We start from the raw sequence: 20,779 nt of genomic DNA, 5'->3' as shown, positions 1-20,779 counted from the left end.
GACATCCGTACCCGCAAGGCCCCCCAGGCCTCAGACGGCATGGCGTTTCATGCCGGTTTTCGCGCATAAGGGCGTCGGGCCGTCTGCTTCGCAGGGCGGCGAGGAGTTCACAGGCGCAATGGGCAAGGTATTGGGCGTCCTGGGCGGCATGGGTCCGGCGGCGACCGTGGCCTTTCTGGCGCGGGTGCAGGCGCTGACGCCGGCGCAGGGCGATCAGGACCACATCCGCATCATCGCCGACATCAATCCGCAGGTGCCGGACCGCAATCGCGCGCCCGACGCCGCCGAGAAGATTCTGGGCCAGATGGCGATGCGGCTGCGCGACGCCGGGGCCCAGGTGCTGGCCATGCCGTGCAACACCGCCCACGCCCAGGCGGCGGGGGTGAAGAAGATCGGTCTGCCCTTCATCGACATGATCGCCGAGACCACCGAGGCCGCGACGGCGGGCGGGGCGAAGAAGATCGGCGTGCTGGCCACGCCGGGCGGCGAGGCGCTGTACACCAAGGCGCTGCAGGGCAAGGGGGCCAAGATCGTGCGCCTGAGCGGGGCGGCGCGGGAGGCCTTCATGGCCTGCGTCCATGCGGTGAAGCGCGGCGACGTGGGCGACGGGCCGCGGGCCGAGATGCGCCGTCTGGCGGCCCTGCTGGTCGCGGGCGGGGCCGAGGCGGTGATCGCCGGCTGCACCGAGGTGCCGCTGCTGCTGGGGGCGGAGGACGTGTCCGTGCCGCTGGTGGATTCGGCCGAGGTGCTGGCGCAGGTTTGCGTAAACCGGTGCCGGTGACCAAAGCTTGAGTTGAGCCGGACCCGGGCGCGGGGCAGAAAACGGGCCGGAAACCGGAGACTCCCGATGCGTTCGATCGTGGCCGCGCTCATCCTGGCCAACCTTCCCGGCGCGGCTTTCGCCCAGGATGCGCAACCCTGGCCCGTACGGCTGCCGAGTTCGGGCGGAGAGGTCATCATCCCCTCGCGCGGCGGGCAGTACGCCCACGACGAGGTGGGCTACGCCCCGGCGCGGCGGGCGGGAGATACGCTCTATGTCTCGGGCGCGATCGTCTTCCGCGCCGAAGGCGAGGGAACCGACGTCGCGGCCTTCGAGGCGCAGGTGAGGCGCACGCTGACGAGCCTGAACCGCACGCTGGAGGCGGCCGGCGCGGCCATGGACGACGTCGCCCTGATCAACAGCTTTCACGTCTGGGAAGGGCCGGATTTCGTGGGCTCGCGGAACGAGCAGATCGAGGTCATAGCCCGGGTCTGGCGCGAGTTCTCGGACGGGCCGCGTCCGGCATGGACGGCGGTGGGGACGACGGGGCTGCTGGGCACGGGCGGGATCGTTGAAATCCAGCTGACCGTGCACGCGCCGACCGCCGCCGACTGACGGGCCGCTTGCGGGCGGGCGCGGGTCGCGGCAGTGATGCGGGGTGACCAGACAAGCCCTCATCATCGATTGCGATCCCGGCGTGGACGACGCCGTGGCCCTGATGCTTGCCTTCGGCTCGGAGGCGCTCGAGCTGCTGGCGATCACCGCCGTGGGCGGCAATGTGCCGGTAGTGAAGACGGCGCGGAACGCCCGCATCCTGCGCCAGATCGCCGGGCGCGAGGATGTGCCGGTGTTCATGGGGGCCGACCGGCCGCTGCGGCGCGAACCGGCGGGCGCGGGCGAGTTCCACGGCGCCGAGGGGCTGGGCGACATGACGCCGTTCGAGCCGGACGCGCCGTGCGCGGACGGGCATGCGGCGGACGCCATCATCGATCTGGTCATGGCGCGCCCGGCGAAGACCGTGGCGCTGGCGGTGCTGGGCCCGCCGACCAACCTGGCCCTGGCGTTGCGCAAGGAACCGGCGCTGGCGGCGCGGCTGGGGCCGGTGGCGGTGATGGGCGGGGCGCGGTCGGAGGGCGGCAACATCACCGCCTCGGCCGAGTTCAACATCTGGGCCGATCCCGAGGCGGCGGCCGAGATGCTGGCCAGCGGCTGCGACGCGGTGCTGTTCGGCCTGGACGCGACGCATCAGGTGCGAGCCACCGAGGCGCGGATCGCGACGCTGGAGGCGATCGGAACGGCGATGGCGGATGCGGCGGCGTCGATGATGCGGTTCTCGCAGCGGGTCGAGCGGAAGATCGTCGGCTGGGACGCGCCGCCGGTGCACGATCCCTGTCCGGTGGCCTGGCTGCTGAAGCCGGCGCTGTTCGACCTGAAGCCCTGCCGGATCGCGGTGGAGACGCAAAGCGAACTGACGCGCGGGCATACGGCGGTGGAGTTCCGCGAGGGGGTGGCGGGGGCGCTGCCGCACCGCTGGGCGGTCCGCGCCGACGCGGACGGGGTGTTCGCCCTGATCGCGGAGGCGGTGGGATGAGGATCACCGTCGTCGGTTCGATCAACCTGGACTTCGTCGCCTCGGCGCCGAAACTGCCGCGCGCCGGGGAGACGGTGACGGGGGCGACCCTGGCGCGGCATCCGGGAGGCAAGGGCGCCAACCAGGCGCTGGCGGCGCAGCGGCTGGGGGCCGAGGTGGCCCTGATCGGCCGGGTAGGACGCGACGCCATGGCCGAGGAGGCGATGGCCCTGCTGCTGGCCGACGACGTCGACACGGCCGGGGTGCTGACCGACGCCGAAGCGCCGACCGGCGCAGCGCTGATCGCGGTCGATCCGCACGGCGAGAACCAGATCGTGGTGGCGGTGGGGGCCAACCATTGCGTCCGCCCGGAACAGCTGCCGGCCCGGATCGAGGGGCCGCTGATCCTGCAGCTGGAGCTGCCGGTCGAGACCGTCGAGGCGGCGGTGGGACGGGCCACGGACTTCGTCTGCGTCAACCTGGCCCCGGCCGCGCCGGTGTCGGACCAGCTGCTGCGCCGCGCCGACCTGCTGGTGGTCAACGAGACCGAGGCGGCCTTCTACGGCGACCTGCTGCATCACGGCGGGGGCCGGGTGGTGACGACCCTGGGGGCGAAGGGGGCGGTCATGCACCAGCGCGGCGCCGAGATCGCCCGGGCGACGTCGCCGAAGGTCCGGGCCGTGGACGCCACCGGGGCGGGCGACGCCTTCGTGGGGGCGATCTGCGTGGCCCTGCTGGAGGGCATGGAGCCGGACGAGGCCCTGGCCTTCGCCTGCGCGGCCGGAGCGATCGCGGCGACGCGGCCCGGCGCCCAGCCGTCGTTGCCGACGCGGGCCGAGGTCGAGGCGATGCGGACGGACGGCTAGCGCGCGGCCCGGAAGGCGGCGACGGCGTCCACGGTCTTGCGGACATTGGCCTCGATCCCTGCCCAGTCGCCGGCCTTGACCGCCGCGTCGGTGACCAGTTTCGAGCCCATGCCGGCGGCGACGATGCCGGCGCCGAACCACTTCGCGATGCTGCCCTCGTCGGGGTCGACGCCGCCGGTGGGCATGATCTTCGTCCACGGCATCGGGCCCAGCACCGCCTTGACGAAGTCGGGGCCGCCGACGCTGGCGCCGGGGAACAGTTTGACGATGTCGCAGCCCAGCTCGTGGGCCTGGCCGATTTCGGTGACCGAGCCGCAGCCCGGGAAATAGGCCGCCATCCGCCGGTTGCAGACGCGGGCGACCTCGGGGACCAGGCAGGGGCTGACCACGAAGCGGGCGCCGCGGTTCAGGTAAAGGCTGGCCGTGCCGGCGTCGACCACCGAGCCGATGCCGGGGATGATGTCCGGGTCGGTGCGCTGCAGCTCGCGGGCGATGTCGCCGAACAGGTCGACGGCGAAGTCGCCGCGGTTGGTGAACTCGATCACCGGCGCGCCGCCGCGGGCGCAGGCGCGGATGACGTTCAGGCAGACGTCCGCGTCCGGATGGTAGAAGACGGGAGCCACGCCCTGGGCTTCGAGGGCGGTCAGGACGGTCAGGCGGTCATGGCGCATGGGATTGGGTTTCCGCTCATCCCGGCGACGGCCGGGACCCAGGTCTGTGGGCGATTGGTGGGACCGAGTCTGGCCCATGCTTAGCCCAGGCCGGCGACAAGGCGAAAGCGCCGGGTTCCTGCTTTCGCCGGGAGAGACGGAACTTATTGTTTCGCCGGCTCCGCGTCCTCTTCCGTTCGCAGGGCCGTGCGGAGGCCCTCCAGATGGCTGCGGTAGCCCTCGCCATCGCCGAAATCCTCGAAGCGGTCATAGCGGGCGTGGGCGCCGACGACGCGGCGGGTGTGCTTGATCGGGCACCAATACTGCTCGGTGCGGGACGCGATCTCGCCCACATAGGCGATGACGCCGTTGACGTAGGAGCAGTAGGCGCAGTTCAGCTTCTCGAGCGCATTGAGGTAGGGCAGGCCGGTGCGGTCGAAATTCATGTACCGGCCGCGACGGACCCGGGGGATGCGGTAAACCCGGAAGCAGATCGCCTGGTAGATCGAGACCCAGAGATCGACCAGGGCGAAGGGGATCAGCAGCGAATAGATCACCGGCGCGGTCACGGCGACCAGCAGGGGAGAGCCGAAGACATAGTCGAACAGGCGGATGCGGCGTTCGGTCAGCCGGCGTATGGCCTCTTCCTCGAACCGGGCCCGGCCGTGCTCGAGCCCGAAACGGAAGCCGGAGCGCTGTCTGGAGAATTCGGCCTCCAGCTCGTGCTCCAGCAAGCGGATGCGGTCGATGAGGACGTCAACGCGGTTGGTCATGCACGCTCCCGGAGCCGGCGGATCGCCTGCCCCCGGGGCGCGGCGCGGTCCGGAGGCGAGCCCGGGCCGTCAGGACGCCAGCCTAGCACCTCCGGACGTCAAACCCCGCATCAGCCCGGGCGCGCCAGGGCCGCGATCCGCCGGACCAGGCCGCTGTCCGCGTCGAACAACGGATCCAGCACGGTGAAATGGTTGAGGCCGGGCAGGGCCTCGTAGCGGGTCTCGACGCCCCGGGCGCCCCACAGGTCGGCCATCGTGCGCGACTGGCGCAGGAATTCCGGGCTCTCGTCGGCGCCGACGATACAGTCCAGCACCGTGCCGCCGGGGGTCGAGCCGTCGGGGACGGGCCAGTGGACCGGCGACAGGGCCGCGGCCTCGCGGTCGTCGAGGTCGAGGGCCGTGTTCAGCGAGGTCGGGATCAGGGGGGCGAGGTCGAAGACGCCGCTGACGGCCACGGCGGCGGAGGCGCGGCCCTCGGACAGCATGCAGGCGGCCATGTGGCCGCCGGCGGAGTGGCCGAAGACGACCGGGCGGACGCCGGTGCGCCGGCGAATGGTTTCGACGGCGGCGCGGACCTGACGCAGGATCACGCCGAGGCGGACGGCGGGGGCCAGGTCGTAGGAGGGGATGGCGAGGCTGACGCCGTGGGCGTTGAGGGCCGGGGCGAGGCCGGAGAACCAGCTCTTGTCCAGCGCCTGCCAGTAGCCGCCGTGCAGGAAGACGGCGGCCGGGGCGTCGGGGCCGGCCTCGAACAGGTCCATGACCTCGCGCGGGCCGGGGCCGTAGGCGATCTCGATGGGCGGCCGGGCGGCGCGGGCGGCCCCGGCGGTTTCGCGCCAGCGCTGCATCACCGCCGGATGGTCGGGCACGCGGGCGCGGTTGTTGTATTCGGCTTCGTAGTCGACGCTCTTACCCGTCACGCCATCATCCGCTAGACACCGTCCGACACCCGGAAGGACCGCCGCCATGATGACCGCCATCTTCGTCTTCATCAAATGCGAGCTGGGCCACGCCAACGACGTGGCGGCCGACATGGTCGACAATGTCGAATACGTCTCGGAGGTCTATTCGACCTCGGGCCAGTACGACCTGCTGGCCAAATTCCAGCTTCCGAAGGACATGGACATCGGGACCTTCGTGACGAAGTCGGTGCAGACCCGGGCCAATATCCGCGACACCTTCACGGTGATCACCTTTTCGCCGTTCCTGCCGGGCGGGAAGTAGCCGGCAAGGCTCTTGCCTGACGCAACGTCATCCGTGAGACGCTGTCGACCGGACGCGGATGGAGATGCACGCATGGCCGACCTGGACACCTTCCGCGCCGAGACCCGCGCCTGGCTGGAGGCCAATTGCCCGAAGGAATGCCGTGGGCCGGTGGAGAGCGACGAGGACCGGGTCTGGGGCGGGCGGAACGCCGTCTATCCGACGCCGGCGCACAAGGTCTGGCTGGAGCGGATGGGCGCGCGCGGCTGGACCGCGCCGGAATGGCCGGCCGAATACGGCGGCGGCGGACTGAGCCGCGAACAGGCCAAGGTGCTGGCCTCCGAGATGCGCCGGATCGTCGCCCAGGCGCCGCTGGCCAGTTTCGGGGTCTGGATGCTGGGGCCGGCCCTGCTGGCCTTCGGCACCGAGGAACAGAAGCAGCGCTTCCTGCCGGAAATCGTGCGCGGCGAGATCCGCTGGTGCCAGGGCTATTCCGAGCCGGGCGCGGGGTCCGATCTGGCGGCGATCCAGACGCGGGCCGAGGATCGGGGCGACCACTGGATCGTCAACGGCCAGAAGGTCTGGACCAGCTACGCCGACAAGGCCGACTGGATCTTCTGCCTGGTGCGCACCGATCCGGCGGCGCCCAAGCATCTGGGCATCTCCTTCGTCCTGTTCGATATGACGACCAAGGGCGTGAGCACGCGGCCGATCACCCTGATTTCGGGCAAGAGCCCGTTCTGCGAGACCTTCTTCGACGACGTGCGGGTGGAGAAGGCCAATCTGGTCGGGACGCAGAACCGCGGCTGGGACGTGGCCAAGCATCTGCTGGCGCATGAGCGGACCATGATCGGGGCCATGGGCGAGGTCGGCGGCGGCCGGCCGCTGGGCCAGGTGGCGACGGGATCGATCGGGATCGATGACGAGGGCCGGCTGGACGAGCCGATGCTCCGGGCACGGATCGCCGAGCTGGAAGTCGACGCCGCCGCCTTCCGCCTGGCCATGGAGCGGACCGGGGATCAGGTGAAGGCGGGTCAGGCCCATCCGGCCATCGCCTCGATGCTGAAATACTACGGATCGGAACTGAACAAGCGGCGGCACGAGTTGCTGATGGCGGCGGGCGGCTCGGACGCGCTGGAGTGGGAAGGCGAGCGGTCGCGGGGCGGCAAGGCGGCGCGCGACTGGCTGCGGACCAAGGCCAATTCGATCGAGGGCGGGACCTCGGAGGTGCAGTTGAACATCATCGCCAAACACCTGCTTCAGCTTCCGGGAGCCTGAGCCCATGCCCCTGATCCTGACCGAAGAGCAGACGATGCTGAAGGAGGCCGCGGACGGCTTTCTCAACGAGCACGCGCCGATCGCCCACCTGCGCAAGCTGCGCGACAGCCGCGATCCGGACGGGGTGTCGCGCGACCTGTGGCGGGCGTTTGGCGAGATGGGGTTCGCGGGCGTCATCATCCCCGACGAACATGGCGGCTCGGGGCTCGGCGCGGTCGAGGCCGGGGTGATGGCCGAGGCGCTGGGGCGGACGCTGACGCCGTCGCCCTTCCTCGGCTCGGGGGTGCTGTCGGCGACGGTGCTGAAGGGCGGATCGGCCGAACAGCAGGCGGCCTGGCTGCCGCGGATCGCGGCGGGCGAGGCGATCGTCTCGCTGGCGGTGGACGAGGGCGCCAAGCACGCGCCGGCGCGGATCGCGACCGTGGCGGAGCGATCGGGCAACGGCTTCCGGCTGAACGGCGCCAAGGGGTTCGTGCTGGACGGCCATGTGGCGGACGCCCTGATCGTGGCGGCGCGGACGGAAAACGGCCTGACCCTGTTCCTCGTCGATCCAAAGACGGCGGGGGTCGAGATCGAGCGGACGGTCATGGTCGACGCCCACAATGCGGCGCGGGTGACGCTGACGGATGTCGAGGTCGACGCGGACGCGGTGATCGGGTCGGTCGACGGCGGCGAGGCCCTGCTGGAGGGGGCGCTGAACCTGGGCCGGGCCTGCGCGGCGGCGTCGCTGAACGGGGCCGGGGACCAAGCCTTCCAGACGACGATGGCCTATCTGCGGACGCGCAAGCAGTTCGGCCGGCTGATCGGCGAATTCCAGGCCCTGCAGCACCGGGCGGCGCATCTGTTCTCGGAGATCGAGATCGCGCGGGCGGCGGCGATGGGCGCGCTGACGGCGCTGGACGCCGGGCGTCCGGACGCGGGTCTGGTGGTGTCGGTGGCCAAGGCCAAGGCCGGGCGCGTCGCCGAACTGGCCGTGCAGGAAGCGGTGCAGATGCACGGCGGCGTCGGCATGACCGACGAGTTCGACGTCGGCCTGTTCATGAAGCGGGTGCGGGTGCTGAACGAACTGCTGGGCGACGCAGGCTTCCATCAGGAGCGGATGGCGCGGGCGCAGGGGTTCTGACCCGGGCCTCCGGGTCACGCCGGAGTGGCCATCCGGTCAGCCCTGTCCTAGATCGTAGTCAGGGAGAAACGCCATGACGACGCGAGCCAACGCGCCTGCCTATATGCCGGGCTTCGGCAACCATTTCGCCACGGAGGCCGTGGCCGGCGCCCTGCCCGAGGGTCGCAATTCGCCGCAGCGGACGCCGATGGGGCTGTATGCGGAGCAGTTGTCCGGGACGGCGTTCACCGCCCCCCGGTCCGAGAACCGGCGGTCGTGGCTGTACCGGCTGCGGCCATCGGCGCAGCATCCGGCCTATCAGCCGTTCGCCCAGGGCCGGGTGCGGTCGGGGCCGTTCCACGAGGCGCCGCCGTCGCCCAACCGCATGCGCTGGGACCCGCTGCCGCTTCCGGACGCGCCGACCGACTGGGTCGAGGGGCTGGTCACCTATGGCGGCACGGGCGACGCCGAGGCGCTGTCGGGCGTCGGCATCCATCTGTACGCCGCCAACCGGTCGATGACGGATCGCGTCTTCTACTGCGCCGACGGAGAGTTGCTGATTGTCCCACAGCTGGGAGATCAGGTTTTTGTCACGGAGATGGGACGCATCGAGGCCCGGCCCGGCGAGATCGTGGTCATCCCACGCGGCGTGCGGTTCCGCGTCGAATGTTCCGGGCCGATCCGGGGCTATGTCTGCGAGAACTACGGCGCCGCCTTCCGCCTGCCGGACCTGGGGCCGATCGGCTCGAACGGCCTGGCCAATCCGCGCGATTTCCAGACCCCCGTCGCGGCCTTCGAGGATCTCGACCGGCCCACCGAATGCGTGCAGAAATTCGGCGGACGGCTGTACGTCACGCGCTTCGACCATAGCCCGTTCGACGTCGTGGCCTGGCACGGCAACAACGCGCCGTACAAATACGACACGGCCCTGTTCAACACGATCGGCACGGTCAGCTACGATCACCCGGACCCGTCGATCTTCACCGTCCTGACCTCGCCCAGCGACACGCCGGGCACGGCCAATTGCGACTTCGTCATCTTCCCGCCGCGCTGGATGGTGGCCGAGGAGACCTTCCGCCCGCCGTGGTTCCACCGGAATGTCATGAGCGAGTTCATGGGTCTGGTGACCGGCGAGTACGACGCCAAGGAGGGCGGATTCGCCCCCGGCGGCGCGTCGCTGCACAATTGCATGAGCGGCCACGGGCCGGATCAGGCGTCCTACGACAAGGCCGTGGCGGCGGACCTCAAGCCGGTGAAGATCGAGAACACCCTGGCCTTCATGTTCGAGACGCGCCTGCCGATCCGGACCACGGAATGGGCGCAACTCTCGCCGACCATGCAACTGGACTATGACGACGTCTGGACGGGATTCCGGAAGGGACAGGTGGAATGAAGCGTCTTGCGATGGCCGCGGCTCTGCTGCTGGCGGCCGCCTGCCAGCCCGTTCCCGAAAAGGGCGATCTGGGCTTCGGAGACGAGCCCGCGCCGGTGGCGGTTCCCGAGAGCCCCACGGCGGCGGACTGTCTGGCCCGCGGTGGGCGGATGCAGCCGGTCGGCCGGATGCAGACCATGCAGTGCGTGGCGCCCTACGCCGACGCCGGCAAGCGCTGCACCGACGGCGACCAGTGCGCCGGCGAGTGCCGGGTCGCGGACGTCACCCGGCGTCCGGCGGCGGGCGCGGCGGCGGTCGGCCAGTGCCAGGCCGACAACAATTCGTTCGGCTGTTTCACCCGGGTGGAGGACGGCAGGGCCGAGGCCACCCTGTGCGTCGACTGACGCCCGGCCCCGGGCGGCCGCTCGCGCCGTCCGAAGCCGGCATGGAAAACCCCCGCCGCGAGCGCGACGGGGGCTGACCGTTCGACAGCCGGGGCAAGACGCCCGGCGGATCGCCTTACTGGCCGGGGTTGGCGGCCGAGGGCGAGGTGTTCGGGGTGTTCTCGGTGGTCATGCCGCCGTCGGCGTTGCCGGCTTGCTGCTCGATCGCGTCGGCCTTTTCGTTCAGGGCCGTTTCGGCGGCTTCCGTCGGCGCGGCGGCGGCCTGCTCCTCGAGGGCGTCCGCCTGGACCTCGGCGGTCTTGTCGGCCTGGCTTTCGCAGGCGGCGAGCCCGGCGACGGCGAAGAGGGCGGCGGCGGCGGTGATCAGTTTACGCATGAGGATATCCTTCCAAAGGTGGAAACCCCATAACTCCGCCGCGCCGCCGGGGTTCACGGCGGCGTGAGAAATTTGTGTTGGAACCTCACCCGAGGTCGGCGAAGGCGACCCTGGCGGCCCCCAGCAGGGCGGCGTGCTTGTGCAGGATCACATTCGTCGGAATGGCCGCCATATAGTCCTGGAACCGGCCCTTGCGCTCGAACCGCTCCCGGAAGGGGCTGGCCTTGAGGAAGGGCAGGATGCGCGGGGCGATGCCGCCGGCGATGAAGACGCCGCCGCGCGCGCCGGTGGTCAGGGCGATGTCGCCGGCCACGGCGCCCAGGATGGCGCAGAAGCGGGCCAGGGTGGCGCCGCAATGGCTGTCATGGTCCTCGAGCGCTTCGGTGGTGATCTGGGCCGGGTCGTCGATATGGGTCTCGCGGCCGTCGATCTCGGCCAGGGCCCGGTGCATGTTGAGCAGGCCGGGCCCGCAGATCAGCCGCTCGATCGAGACGCGGTCGTAGCGGCGGCGCAGGATGCGCAGGATCTCGTCCTCGATCGGATCGCCGGGGGCGAAACAGGCGTGGCCGCCTTCCGAGGGCATGGCGATCTCATTGCCGTGGATGTCGCGGGCCAGGGCCGAGACGCCGAAGCCGGTGCCGGGGCCGAGCACGGCGATGGCGGTGTGCGGCTCGCCCTCGGCAGGGCCGCCCAGCGAGGCCAGCATGTCCGCGGGCACGACCGGGGCGCCCCAGGCCAGGGCCTCGAAATCGTTGATCAGCCGGACCGGATTCAGGCCGAGGGTCTGCAGCTGGGTCTCGGACACGCGCCAGGGCGAATTGGTCAGATCGATCTCGCCGTCGGTGACGGGCCCGGCCACGGCGATGACGCCGCCGGTGGGCTTGATCTCGCAGCCGTCGATGAAGGCCTTGACCCCGCCGAGGAAGGTCGGGTGCTCCGAGGCCGGAAAGCTCTGATGGTGTTCGAGCACCGGCCGGCCCTCGACCATATGGGCCAGGGCGAAGCGGGCGTTGGTGCCGCCGACGTCGCCGACGAGCAGGGTCTTGTCCCAGTTGACGGTCATGGAGGGTCCCTATTTCCCTGTCGTTCGCCGCGCGTTCCCGCCGGAGCGGGGCGTGCGGTCTGTTGTGGCGAGAATCGGCGTCACGCGTCCACCGCGCGGTCGACGAGGTTCGGATCGGAGGGCGTGTCGGCGTGACCCGCGGCGCCCGCCGGCAGGCCGAAGCAGATCGAGGCGCCCTCCTCGGCCGTCGACACCAGATGGCGGAAGGCGGCGAACAGTTCGCGGCCATAGCCCCAGGCGGACCCTTCGGCATGGACGCGCGAGCGGGGCGCGGGCGGGCGGGCGGTCAGGCCGGGCGCACCGACCGTCGAGAGGACGCCCGCGTCGGCGTCCAGGCGGATGACATCCCCGTCGCGGACATAGGCCAGCGGCCCGCCGGCCAGGGCCTCGGGCGAGACGTGGATGGCGGCCGGCGTCTTGCCCGAGGCGCCGGACATGCGGCCGTCGGTGACGAAGGCGACCTTGAAGCCCTTGTCCTGGAGCACGGACAGGGCGGGCGACAGGCTGTGCAGTTCGGGCATGCCGTTGGCCATGGGGCCCTGGAAGCGCAGCACGACGACCACGTCGCGGTCCAGCCGGCCGTCCTTGAAGGCCTGGAGCGCGTCCTCCTGGGTTTCGAAGACGGCGGCGGGAGCCTGGACGATGCGATTCTCCGGCTTGACCGCCGAGACCTTGATCACGGCCCGGCCGAGATCGCCCTGGACGAGGCGCAGGCCGCCCTCGGTGTCGAAGGGGTTTGAGGCGGGGCGCAGAATGTCCGTGTCCAGACTTTCGCAGACGCCGTCCTTCCAGACCAGTTCGCCGTCGATCATGACCGGCTCCTGGAAATAGTGATGGATGCCCTCGCCCATGACGGTGACGACGTCCGAATGGATATGGCCGGCGCCGGCCAGTTCGCGGGCCACGAAGGCGACGCCGCCGGCGGCCTGGAAGGCGTTCACATCGGCCGAGCCGTTGGGATAGACGCGGGCCAGCAGGGGGGTGGCCGAGGACAGCTGGTCCATGTCGGTCCAGTCGATCAGCACGCCGGCCGCCCGGGCCATGGCGACCAGATGGATGGCGTGGTTGGTCGAGCCGCCGGTGGCCAGAAGCGCCACGATCATGTTGACGATCGACTTCTCGGAGATGACGTCGGCCATCCGGCCCTGGCCGGTCCGCGCCAGTTCGACGGCGCGCTTCGCCGCCGCCGCCGTCAGGGCGTCGCGCAGGCCCGTCTCGGGATGGACGAAGGCGGTCGAGGGCAGGTGCAGGCCGCCCAGCTCCATCATCATCTGGTTGGAGTTGGCGGTGCCGTAGAAGGTGCAGGTGCCCGGCGAATGGTAGCTGCCGATCTCGCTTTCCAGCAGGGTCCGGCGGTCGACCTGGTTCTGGGCGTAGAGGGCGCGGACGCGGGCCTTTTCGGCGTTGGGAATGCCGGAGGGCATGGGGCCGGCGGGGGCGAAGACCACGGGCAGGTGGCCGAAGGCCAGCGACCCCATGAACAGGCCGGGCACGATCTTGTCGCAGACGCCCAGGGCGAGGACGGCGTCGAAGGCGTCGTGGGTCAGGCCGACGCCGGTCGACATGGCGATCAGGTCGCGGCTGAACAGCGACAGCTCCATGCCCGGACGGCCCTGGGTGACGCCGTCGCACATGGCGGGCGTGCCGCCGGCGACCTGGGCGGTGGCGTTCACCTCGCGCACGGCATCGCGGATGATCTGCGGGAAGCGCTCGAACGGCTGATGCGCCGAGAGCATGTCGTTATAGGCGGTGACCACCCCGACGTTGGGCTGGGTCCCCGACATGGCGTTGAGCTTGTCCTTCACCGGGGCGCCGGCGAAGGCGTGGGCCCAGTTGGCGCAGGACAGTTTGGCGCGGCCGGCGCCGGAGTCGCGGGCGGCGTCCATGCGACGGATGTAGTCGGCCCGGGTCGCCCGCGAGCGCTCGACGATGCGGGCGGTGACCTCGGCGACGACGGGGTGGAGTTTGGGCATCACGCTTTCTCCGTCCACAGAACGTCGAGCGGGACGTCGGCGGCGATCAGGGCGGCGATGGGCTGGACGGCGGGGTCGCCGGCGGCCTCGCGTTCGAAGACCGCGCGCTTGGCGGGACCGGTCAGGGCCAGGACGACGCGGCGCGCCTGCATCAGATACGGCAGGTTGATCGACAGCCGCTCGAGGCTGGGCGCCGCGCCATCGCGGCCATGGGGCACGCCCAGCACGGTCGGCGGCAGGCCCGGCGAGAGCAGGGTCTTCAGGGTGGGGCTGTTCGGGAACATGGAGCAGATATGGCCATCCTCGCCCATGCCGAGAAGGACCGCGTCGAGACGGCGGCCTTCCCGGGCCAGGGCGTGGGCGGCGAGGGCGGCGGCGCGGTCGACGGTGACCTCGGAATGATACAGGGGCACGAAGCGGGCGGCGGCGGCCGGGCCGGTCATCAGGGTCTGTTTGATCAGGGCGGCGTTGGACTCGGGCGATGACGCGGGGACGTAGCGCTCGTCGATCAGGGTGACGGCGACCTTCGACCAGTCGAGATCGGTCTGCGCCATGCGGCGATAGATCGGGGCCGGGGTCGATCCGCCCGAGCCCGCGAACAGGGCCTTGCCGGTTTCGGCGAGCGCGGCGGCGAGGGCGTCGGTCAGGCGGACAGCGCAGGCGGAGGCCCAGCCGGCGGCGTCCGGAAAGGTCTCGATGTCACGCATCGCCCGTGTTCCACTGGCGGCCCGTCCGGGAGAGCAGATAGCCCGACTCCTGCGGGCCCCAGGTTCCGGCGACATAGTCCTTCGGCTTGAACGCCGCGCCCTGCCAGGCGTCGGAGACCTCGTCGACCCATTTCCACGCCTGTTCGGCCTCGTCGCGGCGCACGAACAGGGTGGAGTCGCCGTTCAGGGCGTCGAGCAGCAGCCGTTCATAGGCGATGCGGCGGCGAGGCGGCTTGGCGGACTTGTCGTTCTGCCCCCACGACAGGGACATCTGGATCGGCTGCAGCTGCATCCGCTGGTCGAGGCCCGGCTTCTTGTTCATCACCGACAGGGAGATGTCCTCCTCGGGCTGGAGGGCGATGACGAGGCGGTTGGCCTGCACCTGGCCGCGGTCGTTGTCGAAGATCGAATGCGGCAGCGGCTTGAACTGGATGACGATCTCGGTGCGCTTTTCCGGCAGGCGCTTGCCGGTGCGCATGAAGAAGGGGACGCCGGCCCAGCGCCAGTTGTCGATGTCGGCGCGGATGGCGACGAAGGTTTCGGTGTCGGACGGCGCGCCGCGCTCCTCGTCATAGCCCTTGGCGGGTTTCCCTTCCGAGGTTCCAGCGACGTACTGGCCGCGCACGGTGACGCGCTCGGCCTCCTCCGGGGTGATGGGGCGCAGGCTGCGCAACACCTTGACCTTCTCGTTGCGGACCGAGTCCGGATCGAGGTCCGACGGGGGCTCCATGGCCACGAGGCAGAGCAGCTGGAGCATGTGATTCTGGAGCATGTCGCGCAACGCTCCGTACTCGTCGTAATAGGGCCAGCGGTCGCCGACCCCGACGGTCTCCCCCACCGTGATCTGGACGTGGTCGATGCTGAGATTGTTCCAGAGCGGCTCGAAGATGGTGTTGCCGAAGCGCAGGGCGATCAGGTTCTGGACGGTCTCCTTGCCGAGATAGTGGTCGATGCGGAACACCTGCTGTTCCGAGAAGGCGTCGGCCACGGCGTCGTCGATCTCGCGGAAGGTTTCGAGATCGCGGCCGACCGGCTTTTCCAGCACCACGCGGTCGTCGGCCTCGGCCAGTCCGGCGGCGCGCATGGCCGTGACGATGCGGGCGTAGAGCGACGGCGAGACGGCGAGGAAGGAGGTGCAGGCGCCGTCGCCGACCCTGTCCTTGAGCGGCCTCAGGCTTTCCGCGCTGGTCGCGTCGACGGCGAGATAGTCGAGGCGGGTCTCGAGTCGCTTCCAGGCGTCTTCGGACCAGGCGTCGTCGGCCCTGGCCTTGCCTTCGACGGCGACGCGGACCTTGCCGACATAGTCGGCGCGGCTCTCCTCGGAACGGGCCGCGCCGATGATCGTGAGCCCGTCGGGCAGAAGGCCGTCGTGCTCGAGGAAATAGAGCGAGGGCAGCAGCATCCGCATGGCCAGGTCGCCGCCGCCGCCGAAGAGCACCAATGCTGCCATGCGCGCTGTCTTCCCTTGGTTTCCCAGCTTGACCGGGAGGTTGTTTGGCCGCTTCCGCCCGTCGAGCCAACAGGTCCGGCCCGTCCTGAAACACCAAGTTACGGCCGGGAGGCCTCGTCCTCCCTTGATAGACCAATCCGCGGCCGGGGTGGCGGGTTCCTCACCGGTCCGGATGGCGCGCGCGCGGGCTTCGCTCTATTTCCCTTGGCCATGAGCAAGGTTGTGATCATCGGCGCAGGCCATGCGGGCGGGACGGCGGCGGCGCTGCTGCGGCAGTACGGGCATGAGGGACCGATCGTGCTGGCCGGAGAGGAGCCGGCGGCGCCGTATCAGCGGCCGCCGCTGTCCAAGGCCTGGCTGAAGGGCGAGGCCGATCTGGAGTCGCTGCTGCTGCGGCCCGAGGCGTTCTACGAGGAGCACGGGATCGAACTCCGGACGGGGGTCGTCGCGACCGCGATCGACGCGGCGGGGCGGACGGTGACCTTCGCCGACGGGACGGTGGAGCCGTACGACGCCCTGATTCTGGCAACCGGATCGACGGCGCGGAAACTGGCCGTCCCGGGCGGGGATCGGCCCGATCTGCTGGAGCTGCGGACCCTGGCGGATGCGGAGCGGCTCAAGGCGGCCCTTGGACCGGGGCGACGGCTGGCGGTGGTGGGCGGCGGTTATGTCGGGCTGGAGGCGGCCGCGTCGGCGCGAGCGTTGGGCGCCGAGGCCGTGATCATCGAGCGGATGGATCGGGTGCTGGCGCGGGTGGCGTCCCGGACCCTGTCGGACTTCTTCACCGGCTACCACCGGGCGCGGGGGGTCGAGGTGTTGACCTCGGCCGAGGTGACGGGGTTCGAGGACGCGGGCGTGCGGCTTTCGGACGGCCGGCTGATCGAGGCGGACGCGGTGCTGGTCGGCGTCGGGGCGGCGGCGAGCGACGGCCTGGCGCGCGCGGCGGGGCTGGACTGCGGGAACGGCGTCGTGGTGGACGAGGCGGCGCGGACGTCAGACCCGGCGATCTGGGCCATCGGCGACGCGACGTTCCGGCCGGTTCCGGCGCACGGCGGGCGGCGGCATCGGCTGGAGAGCGTGCCCAATGCGCTTGAGCAGGCCCGACAGGCGGCCTCGGCCATCGCCGGCCGCCCGGCCCCGGCGCCGGAGGTCCCATGGTTCTGGTCCGACCAGTACGACCTGAAACTGCAGATCGCGGGCCTGGCCGACGGTGCGGACCGGCAGGTGGTGCGGGGGGATCCGGAAACGGGCTCCTTCGCCGTCTTCCATCTGGGCGGCGACCGCATCCTGTGCGTCGAGGCGGTCAATGCGCCGCCCGAGTTCATGGCCGGGCGGCAGATGATCGGCCGGGGCGCGGCCGTGGACGTGGCGAAGCTGGCCGATCCGGCGGTGTCGATGAAGGCGGTCGCGGCGGATTAGGCCGCGGCCGTCGCGTCCAGGATGGCCGGGCCCGCCAGACGTTCGAGCAGTTCGGCCATGGGAGCGGGGCGGCCGATCAGATAGCCCTGCGCCATGTCGCAGCCCATGCCCCGCAGCAGGGCCAGGGCCGTCGGGGTCTCGACCCCTTCGGCGGTGACCTTCAGGCCGAGGCTGTGGGCCAGGTCGATGGTCGACTTGACCAGCAGGGCGTCGCGCGAGGACTGGTCGAGGCCGACGATGAAGCTCTTGTCGATCTTCAGCTCGTCGGCGCGAATCTGTTTCAGATAGGTCAGGGACGACAGGCCCGAGCCGTAGTCGTCCAGCGACACCGATATGCCCGCCCCCGCGAACCGCTCCACGATGCGCAGGGCCAGGTCCGGATTGTCCATGACCGCCGTCTCGGTGATCTCGAAACACAGGTCGGCCTTCGAGGCGGCGACCTCGGCCAGGGCGAAGTCGGCGAAACTCTCGTCGGACAGCAGGCGGCCCGAAATGTTGACCGAGACGGTCAGGGCGTGCCCCGCGGCGGCCAGCCGCTTCTGGTCGGCGATCGCGCGGCGGATGGCCCACTCCGTCAGCGGGCGGATATGGCCCGTCTCCTCGGCCATGGCGATGAACAGGTCTGGCGAAACCGCGCCCCGACGCGGATGGGTCCAGCGCATCAGAGCCTCGACCGCGTTGATGCGCTGGCCCCTGAAGTCGTATTTGGGCTGGTAGGCTAGGGACAATTCGTCCTTGGCGAGGGCCGCCATCATCTCGCCGATCAGCGACAGATTGCCGGCCGGGTCGCCGTAGCGTTCGGCGTCGAAGGCGGCGGTGCGCCGGCGGGCCGCGCGGGCCTGGTCGACGGCGATCGAGGCGCGGTCAACCGGAGACGGAACGTTGCGGTTGACCTCGGCCGCGCGCGCCACGCCCGCCGTGAGGGCGATGTCCACCGGGGCCCCGTCCAGGGTGACCGGAGACTGGGCGGCCTCGCACAGCCGGCCCGCCAGGGCGAGGGCGGCCTCGTCGCCGTCGCACTCGAACACCATGCCCAGGGCGCCGCCCCCGACGCGGGCGACCGGCGCGCCGTCAGACAGGGCCGACAGCCTTTGCCCGAGGGTGATCAGCAGCCGGGCCATCGAATCGTAGCCGATGGCGTTCCGGACCACCTCGAAACGGTCCACGCCCACGAGGACGACATGGATTCGCCCGGAGCCCGCCGCCCGCCGCTCCAGCGAGAGACGGTTTCCCAGTCCGGTTTCCTGATCGTGCAGGGCCATGTGGGTCAGCTGCGCCTCGCGGTCGCGCAGATGCGTCCGGGCGGAATCGGCCGAGAACAACGCCGGCAGGAATGCGAACGGATTGCGCATCCCGACCGGTGTACGGCAACGGGGTGAAGCCGATGTAAACCGGGTTGGAGGCGTCTGACGGGCGCAAATTGCGAGTAATTCTCATTTCCGCTTGCGCGGCGCCGTCAAGTTGCTATTGCGACCACTTCTCAATCGCAACCAGGCCGCTCCGATGTCCGACTCCCGCGCCGACGCCCTTCGCGTCCTGCTGTACGCGTCCACGGCGGCGGGCATGCTCATGGCGGGACCGGTCCTGGCCGAGCCCGGACCGGAGGGCGAGCCGCAGGACGCCCAGACGCTGGAAACCGTCACGGTCGACGGCCGGCCGGTCCGGCGCGAGCCGCAATCGCCCGAGTTCACAGCGCCCCTGGTCGACACCCCGCGCTCGATCACCATCATTCCGCAGCAGATCATCGAACAGACGGCGGCGACCTCGCTGCAGGACATATTGCGCACCTCGCCGGGCATCACCTTCGGCGCCGGCGAGGGCGGCCAGCCGCTGGCCGACCGGCCGTTCATCCGGGGCCAGGCGTCGGGCAACAACGTTTTCGTCGACGGCATCCGCGATACGGGCGGCCAGCAACGCGAAGTGTTCAACATCGAGCAGGTCGAGGTCATCAAGGGGCCCGACGCCGTCTATTCCGGCCGCGGGTCCGGCGGAGGCAGCATCAACCTGGCCTCCAAGGCCCCGCGCCTGACGGACTTCACCCGCTTCGGTCTCGGGGTGGGCACGGACGGCTATCTGCGGGGCACGATCGACCAGAACTGGAACCTGGGCGAGACGGCGGGCCTGCGGATCAATCTGATGGGCGCCGAGGGCGACGTGGCCGGCCGGAACTCGGTCGACTACGACAAATGGGGGCTGGGTCTGTCGCTGGCGGCGGGCCTGGGGACGCGCTCGACCGGGACTTTCAGCTACTATCACCTGGAGTCGAACCAGATGCCGGACTACGGCATCCCGCTGTTCACCAAGATCGGCGCGCGGACCACGCCGAGCGGCGTTCTCGACGTCCCCTACGACAGTTTCTACGGGTTGGAGGGGCGGGATTATCTGACCAATACGGTCGACGCCTTCACCTTCGCGTTCGAGCATGCGTTCGACAACGGGCTGGCGCTGCGCAACGTCAGCCGCTGGTCCGAGACGCTGAACGACTACATCGTCACCAATCCCGGCGACGGCGGGGCGGCGCAATTCGTCGCCGGCGAATGGTGGATGAAGCGCGCCACCAAGACGCGCTGGAACCCGGTGACCACGATCGCCAACGTCACCGACCTGCGCGGCTCCTTCGCCGCCGGGGGCGTCGAACACGCCTTCGACCTGGGTCTGGAGCTGAGCCGCGAGAAGAACCTCAACGCCGCCTGGTCGACCTTCACCACCTCGGGCGCGACCTGTCCCGCGGGCTACGTCATGTCGGCGGCGAACCTGAACAACCTCGGCGCCGGGGACTGCACGCGCGTATACGCCCCGTCGACGGACGACGCCTGGACCGGGGTGATCAACCGCGGGCCGGTCAGCAGCAATACGACGGAGAGCGTCGGGGTCTACGCCCTGGACAGCATTTCGCTGACCGACCGCCTGCTGCTCAATCTCGGGGTCCGGTGGGACCGGTACGCAGTCGAGGGCGTCAACGGCGTCGCAAACACCGTCGGCGGGGTGACCCAGGTCGGCGGCGTGTGGAACCCGGCGACCTATACGGCTGTGCCCCGGCGCGAGTGGGACTTCGCCAACTACCAGGTCGGCCTGGTGTTCAAGCCGACAGCCGCCTCCAGCGTCTATGTCTCCTGGGCGACCGCCTCGACGCCGCCGACGATTTCGGCGGGCGACCAGAACACCAGCGGCGGCACGGGGACGGGCAATCTGGCCGCCACGGTGCTCGACCCGGAGCAGACCGAGAGCTTCGAGATCGGAGCCAAGGCCAATCTGTTCCACGACCGGCTGGCGGTGTCGGGCGCGGCCTTCATGCTCAGGCGCGAGAACGCCCAGATCCAGGTGTCGCCGGGCGTGTTCGAACAGGCCGGCGAGGCCGAGGTGAAGGGGATCGAACTGGGCGTGTCCGGCAACATCACCCGCGCCTGGCAGGTGTTCGGCGGCTACACCTGGATGGACTCGGAACTGGTCTCGGGGGCCTACAACAACGCCAACGTCGGCGATCCTCTGGCCAATACGCCCGAGCATTCCTTCAGCCTGTTCACGACCTGGCGGGTCATCCCCAGCCTCAGCGTCGGCGGCGGCGTCTATCATGTCTCCGACAGCTTCGGCGGCAACCAGGGCGGGGCCGGCGGCGGGGCCAACCGGATCTATGCGCCGGCCTGGACGAGGGTCGACCTGTTCGCCTCATACGACATCAACGAGCGCGCCAGCCTGCAGCTGAATGTCCAGAACGCGGGCGACGAGGCCTACATCCTGCGCACCAACGGCGTGCACCACGCCGACGTGGCCCCCGGACGGCAGGCTATCCTGACGCTGAATCTGCGGTACTAG

General features: G+C 70.4%; 20 protein-coding genes. 11 read left to right on the top strand and 9 right to left on the bottom strand.

Going from position 1 to position 20,779, the window contains the following annotated elements; translation table 11 throughout:
• Window positions 1–118 precede the first annotated feature (118 nt).
• The 4 genes from Q8Q71_RS10425 to Q8Q71_RS10410 all read left to right on the top strand — a co-directional run bounded on the left by Q8Q71_RS10425 (window position 119) and on the right by Q8Q71_RS10410 (window position 3,196).
• Window positions 119–781, top strand: a complete 663-nt coding sequence (locus Q8Q71_RS10425; RefSeq protein ID WP_305759526.1) for an aspartate/glutamate racemase family protein — start codon at window positions 119–121, stop codon at window positions 779–781.
• A 66-nt stretch (window positions 782–847) separates the two neighbouring features.
• Window positions 848–1,375 (top strand): Rid family hydrolase, encoded by a 528-nt coding sequence (locus tag Q8Q71_RS10420; RefSeq protein ID WP_305759525.1) that lies wholly within the window; start codon window positions 848–850, stop codon window positions 1,373–1,375.
• A gap of 43 nt (window positions 1,376–1,418) precedes the next feature.
• Complete coding sequence (locus tag Q8Q71_RS10415) at window positions 1,419–2,351, top strand: nucleoside hydrolase (RefSeq protein ID WP_305759524.1); 933 nt, start codon at window positions 1,419–1,421, stop codon at window positions 2,349–2,351.
• Window positions 2,348–3,196 (top strand): ribokinase, encoded by an 849-nt coding sequence (locus Q8Q71_RS10410; RefSeq protein WP_305759523.1) that lies wholly within the window; start codon window positions 2,348–2,350, stop codon window positions 3,194–3,196. The genes Q8Q71_RS10415 and Q8Q71_RS10410 overlap by 4 nt, the downstream gene beginning before the upstream one ends.
• Here Q8Q71_RS10410 and Q8Q71_RS10405 read toward each other — a convergent pair.
• The 3 genes from Q8Q71_RS10405 to Q8Q71_RS10395 all read right to left on the bottom strand — a co-directional run bounded on the left by Q8Q71_RS10405 (window position 3,193) and on the right by Q8Q71_RS10395 (window position 5,539).
• Window positions 3,193–3,867 carry a bifunctional 4-hydroxy-2-oxoglutarate aldolase/2-dehydro-3-deoxy-phosphogluconate aldolase gene (locus Q8Q71_RS10405; protein WP_305759522.1) on the bottom strand — a complete coding sequence of 225 codons (675 nt, stop codon included), beginning with the start codon at window positions 3,865–3,867 and terminating at the stop codon, window positions 3,193–3,195. The genes Q8Q71_RS10410 and Q8Q71_RS10405 overlap by 4 nt on opposite strands.
• A 143-nt stretch (window positions 3,868–4,010) precedes the next feature.
• On the bottom strand, window positions 4,011–4,619 hold the full coding sequence (locus Q8Q71_RS10400; RefSeq protein ID WP_305759521.1) for a hypothetical protein: 609 nt from the start codon (window positions 4,617–4,619) through the stop codon (window positions 4,011–4,013).
• Window positions 4,620–4,729: 110 nt separating this feature from the next.
• Complete coding sequence (locus tag Q8Q71_RS10395; protein WP_305759520.1) at window positions 4,730–5,539, bottom strand: alpha/beta hydrolase; 810 nt, start codon at window positions 5,537–5,539, stop codon at window positions 4,730–4,732.
• A gap of 46 nt (window positions 5,540–5,585) precedes the next feature.
• On the opposite strand from Q8Q71_RS10395, the gene Q8Q71_RS10390 reads away from it, so the two are divergent.
• The 5 genes from Q8Q71_RS10390 to Q8Q71_RS10370 all read left to right on the top strand — a co-directional run bounded on the left by Q8Q71_RS10390 (window position 5,586) and on the right by Q8Q71_RS10370 (window position 9,978).
• Window positions 5,586–5,843, top strand: coding sequence for an Lrp/AsnC ligand binding domain-containing protein (locus tag Q8Q71_RS10390; protein WP_305759519.1), 258 nt, complete (start codon window positions 5,586–5,588; stop codon window positions 5,841–5,843).
• A 72-nt stretch (window positions 5,844–5,915) separates the two neighbouring features.
• A complete protein-coding gene (locus Q8Q71_RS10385; RefSeq protein WP_305759518.1) occupies window positions 5,916–7,100 on the top strand; it encodes an acyl-CoA dehydrogenase family protein in 1,185 nt (394 codons plus the stop codon).
• 4 nt (window positions 7,101–7,104) lie between these two features.
• A complete protein-coding gene (locus tag Q8Q71_RS10380) occupies window positions 7,105–8,223 on the top strand; it encodes an acyl-CoA dehydrogenase family protein (protein ID WP_305759517.1) in 1,119 nt (372 codons plus the stop codon).
• A 73-nt stretch (window positions 8,224–8,296) separates the two neighbouring features.
• A complete protein-coding gene (gene hmgA, locus Q8Q71_RS10375; RefSeq protein WP_305759516.1) occupies window positions 8,297–9,595 on the top strand; it encodes a homogentisate 1,2-dioxygenase in 1,299 nt (432 codons plus the stop codon).
• Window positions 9,592–9,978 carry a hypothetical protein gene (locus Q8Q71_RS10370; RefSeq protein WP_305759515.1) on the top strand — a complete coding sequence of 129 codons (387 nt, stop codon included), beginning with the start codon at window positions 9,592–9,594 and terminating at the stop codon, window positions 9,976–9,978. The genes hmgA and Q8Q71_RS10370 overlap by 4 nt, the downstream gene beginning before the upstream one ends.
• A gap of 115 nt (window positions 9,979–10,093) precedes the next feature.
• Here the strand turns inward: Q8Q71_RS10370 and Q8Q71_RS10365 are convergent, their stop codons facing one another.
• From Q8Q71_RS10365 to zwf, 5 genes are all read right to left on the bottom strand, one after another.
• Window positions 10,094–10,354: a hypothetical protein gene (locus Q8Q71_RS10365; protein WP_305759514.1), complete on the bottom strand. Its 261-nt coding sequence runs from the start codon at window positions 10,352–10,354 to the stop codon at window positions 10,094–10,096.
• 85 nt (window positions 10,355–10,439) lie between these two features.
• A complete protein-coding gene (gene glk, locus Q8Q71_RS10360) occupies window positions 10,440–11,417 on the bottom strand; it encodes a glucokinase (RefSeq protein ID WP_305759513.1) in 978 nt (325 codons plus the stop codon).
• 80 nt (window positions 11,418–11,497) lie between these two features.
• Window positions 11,498–13,390, bottom strand: a complete 1,893-nt coding sequence (gene edd, locus Q8Q71_RS10355) for a phosphogluconate dehydratase (protein WP_305759512.1) — start codon at window positions 13,388–13,390, stop codon at window positions 11,498–11,500.
• Window positions 13,390–14,097 carry a 6-phosphogluconolactonase gene (gene pgl / locus Q8Q71_RS10350; RefSeq protein WP_305759511.1) on the bottom strand — a complete coding sequence of 236 codons (708 nt, stop codon included), beginning with the start codon at window positions 14,095–14,097 and terminating at the stop codon, window positions 13,390–13,392. The genes edd and pgl overlap by 1 nt, the downstream gene beginning before the upstream one ends.
• The gene (zwf, locus tag Q8Q71_RS10345; RefSeq protein ID WP_305759510.1) at window positions 14,090–15,547 is read right to left on the bottom strand and encodes a glucose-6-phosphate dehydrogenase; all 1,458 of its coding nucleotides are present in this window, start codon (window positions 15,545–15,547) and stop codon (window positions 14,090–14,092) included. Before zwf ends, pgl begins: the two co-directional genes overlap by 8 nt.
• A 210-nt stretch (window positions 15,548–15,757) precedes the next feature.
• Between zwf and Q8Q71_RS10340 the strand changes: the two genes are divergently transcribed.
• Complete coding sequence (locus Q8Q71_RS10340) at window positions 15,758–16,966, top strand: NAD(P)/FAD-dependent oxidoreductase (RefSeq protein ID WP_305759509.1); 1,209 nt, start codon at window positions 15,758–15,760, stop codon at window positions 16,964–16,966.
• On the opposite strand, the gene Q8Q71_RS10335 is transcribed toward Q8Q71_RS10340, so the two are convergent.
• Window positions 16,963–18,318 carry a bifunctional diguanylate cyclase/phosphodiesterase gene (locus Q8Q71_RS10335; protein ID WP_305759508.1) on the bottom strand — a complete coding sequence of 452 codons (1,356 nt, stop codon included), beginning with the start codon at window positions 18,316–18,318 and terminating at the stop codon, window positions 16,963–16,965. The genes Q8Q71_RS10340 and Q8Q71_RS10335 overlap by 4 nt on opposite strands.
• Before the next feature lie 151 nt (window positions 18,319–18,469).
• On the opposite strand from Q8Q71_RS10335, the gene Q8Q71_RS10330 reads away from it, so the two are divergent.
• Window positions 18,470–20,779 carry a TonB-dependent siderophore receptor gene (locus Q8Q71_RS10330; protein ID WP_305759507.1) on the top strand — a complete coding sequence of 770 codons (2,310 nt, stop codon included), beginning with the start codon at window positions 18,470–18,472 and terminating at the stop codon, window positions 20,777–20,779.

The sequence above is a fragment of the Brevundimonas sp. genome (genome assembly GCF_030704825.1).
In the GTDB taxonomy this organism is placed as follows: domain Bacteria; phylum Pseudomonadota; class Alphaproteobacteria; order Caulobacterales; family Caulobacteraceae; genus Brevundimonas.
The sequence above is the reverse complement of the archived record's forward strand: the minus strand, read 5'-3'. Positions and strand labels throughout refer to the sequence as shown.